6 protein-coding genes are annotated in these 4,358 nt (G+C 61.2%); all 6 read right to left on the bottom strand.

What is annotated here, in order from left to right; genetic code table 11:
• Nucleotides 1-35: 35 nt before the first annotated feature.
• Nucleotides 36-314, bottom strand: coding sequence for a hypothetical protein (locus E4Q08_RS23870; protein WP_169072209.1), 279 nt, complete (start codon nt 312-314; stop codon nt 36-38).
• Between the two features lie 75 nt (nt 315-389).
• Entirely contained in the window at nt 390-602 is a 213-nt protein-coding gene (locus tag E4Q08_RS23865; RefSeq protein WP_169072237.1) for a hypothetical protein, read from the bottom strand.
• A 19-nt stretch (nt 603-621) separates the two neighbouring features.
• Nucleotides 622-1,467 (bottom strand): ExeA family protein, encoded by an 846-nt coding sequence (locus E4Q08_RS23860; RefSeq protein ID WP_169072236.1) that lies wholly within the window; start codon nt 1,465-1,467, stop codon nt 622-624.
• On the bottom strand, nt 1,464-2,906 hold the full coding sequence (locus E4Q08_RS23855) for a DDE-type integrase/transposase/recombinase (RefSeq protein ID WP_169072235.1): 1,443 nt from the start codon (nt 2,904-2,906) through the stop codon (nt 1,464-1,466). Before E4Q08_RS23855 ends, E4Q08_RS23860 begins: the two co-directional genes overlap by 4 nt.
• 97 nt (nt 2,907-3,003) lie before the next feature.
• Nucleotides 3,004-3,342, bottom strand: a complete 339-nt coding sequence (locus E4Q08_RS25265; RefSeq protein ID WP_308240219.1) for a hypothetical protein — start codon at nt 3,340-3,342, stop codon at nt 3,004-3,006.
• A gap of 367 nt (nt 3,343-3,709) precedes the next feature.
• On the bottom strand, nt 3,710-4,358 hold a 649-nt coding region (locus E4Q08_RS23845; protein ID WP_248595140.1), incomplete at its 5' end, for a reverse transcriptase domain-containing protein.

The following is a 4,358-nucleotide window of genomic DNA, read 5'->3' as shown; positions in this document are numbered from 1 at the left end:
CGAGTCTGCGCAAACTGGATGAGAGTACGCTAGCGTTACGGCGTAACGAATTCCTGGGCTAATCGTCGGTGTTTTTCGTAGTAGTCGCTCAGCCCATTGGGAAGCTGTGAGGCACGGTCCGCAACGTCGCCCTCTGCCTGACGAAGAAGACCGTCAAGAATCTCGCGTTGCGTTACGCCGTAACAGAATGCCAGGCGCTCCAGGGCACACTTGGCGTGGAGATCAAGAACGAGATTCAAGCGCTTACCTTTGCCTTCATCTTTGAAGTGACGTACTCGATAGTCCGCCTGTCGTTGTGCATTGCTCTTGGCCATACCTACCTTTCTGTGGATCGTTACGCCGTAACGTTCGGATAGAGCGATTGCAGCGCCGGACCTTCCTGAATTTCATCAGAAAGGGGGATCGTCGTCTGGAAGGCGGGAACGCGGACGGAGATCAGCGAGGTTGCCGAAGGATCGATCCTGGTAGAAACGGCGAATCTGATCCCCATAGTGGGATTCGAAGAGACCCAGGAAGTCGATGAGGAAGTCGTCCATCTCGACGGCGGCCTCATCGGAGAGGGGCGGCAGGCCAATTTCAACGGAGAATGAATCGGTTCGCATGAGCAGTTTCCTTCGGTCATCAGCGACCTGCCGCGACACGGCGCGGCGTGGGTCTCTCGGGTTGGGCAAAGACTTCCAGGTAAAGCTTCTCATCGAGTTGTGGGAGATCACGCTGCGCCGCAGCCGCCAGCAGCTCGGCGGCGAGGGTGGTCAGGATGCGGTAATTGCCTGCGGCGTGATCAACCAGCGTCTGCTGCAGCATCGGCGTCATCAGACTCGCGTGACCAGCGCCCGCCAGGAGGTGGTTTAAACAGGCCAGCAGCTCTTCACGACTTGCATGCTCGGTGGTGAGTCGGGTTCGGATGCGAGAGCCGAGCGGGATCAGTTCCTCACGCCGCAGTTTCTCGATCAGGCGTGCGTCACCCGCGAGCACCACACACAACAGCGGCTGCGAATCGAAGCGTGCGCTGGCCAGAAGACGGAGTTCGCAAAGCGCCGCCGGACTCATCTCCTGGGCCTCGTCGACCCACAGCACGGCTCGCCGACGGGTCGTCTCCAGATGGGCAAACCAGACCTCACGCAAGGACTTGAAGCCACCCCAGCGGTTGTGCGGGCGCAAGGGTACAGCAAAGATATCGCCCATTTCGCGATAGAAGTCCGCCAGGTTGCTCTGCGGATGATTGATCGCGCCAATCGTGACATCGGGCAAGCGCGCGAGACGTTCGGCCAGGAGGCGCAAAACGACGCTCTTCCCGGTACCGGGGTCGCCATGGATCATCGCGAAGCCCCCTTCCCGGATCTGAGCATGCTCGATCCGCCAGCAGAAGTTCTCGATCCTGGGCGGCACATAGATGGCCTCGATCGGCAATTCTGGGGAGAAAGGATTCCACTTCAGGCCGTATAGAGCGAGGAGTTTCTGGTTCATGCGGGGTCCTTGTCGAGGGGAGGTAAATACGCGGGCGGCAGGCCAGTGGCGGCGTATTCGGCAAGCAACTGGTGGAGCAAGGGGGCCCTGCCCGAAGGCGGTAGCGGCGACAGATCGAGGGTCACCGGGGTCAGGCGCCGACGCTGGCCATCGGCGTTGGCGGACTTGTCGAGCGGCTGGATCGGGCAAAGCACGGCGCCGGTCCGAGGATCGACCAGATCGACCCGGGTCAGATCCCAGCGGGCGTAACGCAGGTGCACCACAACGAGATGGCGATAGCGTGCCGGAATCTCGAAGCGCTCGCCGGCCAAGCTGACCGTGCCATCGGAGCGGCGTTGCCGGCGCGTCACCTCGACGCGAAACGCGGCAGAGAGTGCCGCGGAACTCGGGCAATCGCGCCGCACGTTGGGTCCGGCAAGATGGCGCTCCAACGGCGTCGTCTCGATCTCGGAATGGATCGTTCGGTGATATTCCTGTTCGACCCAGGCTTGGGTCGCCTGATTGAGAGACTCCAGGGTCAGGGACTCTTCACCTTCGAGCATGGCCATCAATCGCCCCTCGACACGCCCCCAGAACGACTCCTGCTTGGCGTTCTGATCAGGCGAATAAGGAAGCGTCGTCTGATGAACGATCCCCAGGGAAGCCAGGCCGGAAACGGTCTCATCCGCCAGCATGGCGGCGCCGTGGTCGGTCATCAGGGCGCGTGGCAATCCGCGCTTCATGAAGGCTTGCGACAGCCCGTGAATGAGGCTCTCGGCCGTCTCGTCGAGATACCACTGCAAGTGGCAGGCCAGGCGCGAGCGGTCGTCAAGAACCCCGAGCAGCAGGGGTTTGACCCAGATCCCGGTGCGCGTCAGCACCTTGCGTTTGGCGTGATGGAAATCGAGGTGCCAGAGTGCCGACACATGATCGACCTCGAAACTCCTGACCTCCAGCCGGTCGAGCCGGTCGCGAGCCAATAACGCGCCGTCAGTGGCGCGTATCGGACGAGCTTGGCGGAACATCCCCTGCGCCTTGAGGTAGCGTCGAACCGTGGGGTAGGACGGCAACGGCGTGTCGCTGCTGGCCAAGGCGACGCGCAGGTTGTCGAAGTGAAGTTGCGCTGTCCAGCCGGGATGCTCACGGTACTGGCGCGTCAGGCCCTCGACGGCCGCGGGCAGGAGGCTGGGGAAGCGACCGATGTTGCCGCGCAGCCGGTCTCTGAGACTGGCCACCGGATCGGCAGAACGTCGTGCCGCGTAGTACCAGCGCTCCAGCGTCGACAGACCAAAGCACACCTCGAGGCCGGAGATAGGATGTCGCCAGGATTTGACGGCGAGCGTGCTCAACGCGGCCTGTAGTTCGCCGACAGCGGGTGGTGCGGCCAGCAAGGACCCGATGATCGAGAAGCGCAAGCGCGCCCAGCGATCACGTTTCGGTGGATCGATAAAAGAACTCAAGAGAGTTTCCCAGTGAGGCGGCGCCGACGGCGCCAGAACCGGGAATGAAGGCTACAAAACCTCGACCAATCTGCCTATCGCCATCTTCTGCGGGTGATCACCGGCCCTCACGCAAGTTGATCGGCTTCACCGTCAGCGGGGACAGAAAGACCAGGAGTCGCATCAGCGCTTCTTCGGCAGACCCTGCAAACCGTTCGAGCAGACTGGCAGGGCATAAGTCGGTCGCTACCGGGGGCATGAACCGTGCACAGCTGGCTTGCCAAAGCTGGGTCAGTGGAAATTGCTTCTGCCACCACTCCCGCCAACGTTGCAGGGTGCGTACCGGAATGTCCAGCATCCCGGAAAGCCGCGCCGCCGCTGGGGTCTGCCCGGCATGCCGGGCAGACCCCAGCACCACCGCCAGCCCGAGATACACACGCCGGCCCAGGAAACGCACGGATCTTGACGTCGTACGCCGCCGACAGCGATTGCAGCAGAAGCTGAAGCGCGACTCGTAAGCCGATCGAACCTCTTTCGGACAAGCGCGTGGTTTGCGCGGGTAGTTGGCGCGGTGAAGAACACCTCCACACGCGCACCCTCCTGAGCGTGCCTCTTCGGCCAACTCTTCGTCAATGCGCAGTAAAAGGAGAAAAAACGGGGGCGATTGCACTAGGGCGTGGCACACTTGAATGGTCTCTTGGCTTAGTAACCGGAGACTCCCCCAAAGGGCACGTTTGTTCAAGTTCCCCGAGGGGGGTCACCTGCCGTCCATCACGCTACTTGACCAAAAAACCACCAAACGCCATCGCGATCAGTGACCGTACTCAGATGGGGGTCAGATTCCGTCCCGTCAGTGCCGTCAGCTTCGCCTTGATCTTCTTCAGCGATTTGTCTGCTGGCCGGACATTCGGGTACGGTTTTCCAGTCTTGGCCCCTCGACTCATCTGAATCGTGAAACCCAGGAAGTTGAAGCTTGCTTGGGTGGCGTCCACGATGTGGGTCTTCGTCTCGTTGAGGCTGAGGTCCAGACGGTCCAGGACATGACGCACCACTTTCAGCGGTTCCTCTACCTCTTTTCGGCACAGGATGACAAAGTCGTCCGCGTAACGCACGAGATGTGCGGATAGCTTGCCCTTCAGGTGCTGCCGTTGCCATATTCGGTCGAGAATATGCAGGTAGCAGTTGGCCAAGAGCGGGGAGATCACGCCGCCCTGCGGCGTGCCTTTGCGATTGGCTTTTCCACCACCTACGGTCTTCTTCACTCCGTTGTCGTCTTCGCCGATGACCGGGGCTTTGAGCCATTGCTTGATGAGGTGCAGAATCCCCCCATCGACAACACGCTCGGCCACCACGGCCAGTAGCTTGGCATGCGGAATGCTATCGAAGTACTTTGATAGATCGGCGTCTATGACTTGAGTGTAGCCGGCCCATAACGTGTGGGCGATGTCCACGGCATCGTGGGCCGACCTCCTG

Origin of the sequence: Candidatus Accumulibacter contiguus (assembly GCF_012940005.1) — a bacterium.
Lineage (GTDB): Bacteria > Pseudomonadota > Gammaproteobacteria > Burkholderiales > Rhodocyclaceae > Accumulibacter > Accumulibacter contiguus.
This window is presented reverse-complemented; position numbering and strand designations above follow the sequence as displayed.

Bases quoted from the DNA above. Each gene is read 5' to 3' on its own strand.
- E4Q08_RS23870 (WP_169072209.1), bottom strand. From the start codon at position 314: ATGGCCAAGAGCAATGCACAACGACAGGCGGACTATCGAGTACGTCAC.
- E4Q08_RS23865 (WP_169072237.1), bottom strand. From the start codon at position 602: ATGCGAACCGATTCATTCTCCGTTGAAATTGGCCTGCCGCCCCTCTCC.
- E4Q08_RS23860 (WP_169072236.1), bottom strand. From the start codon at position 1,467: ATGAACCAGAAACTCCTCGCTCTATACGGCCTGAAGTGGAATCCTTTC.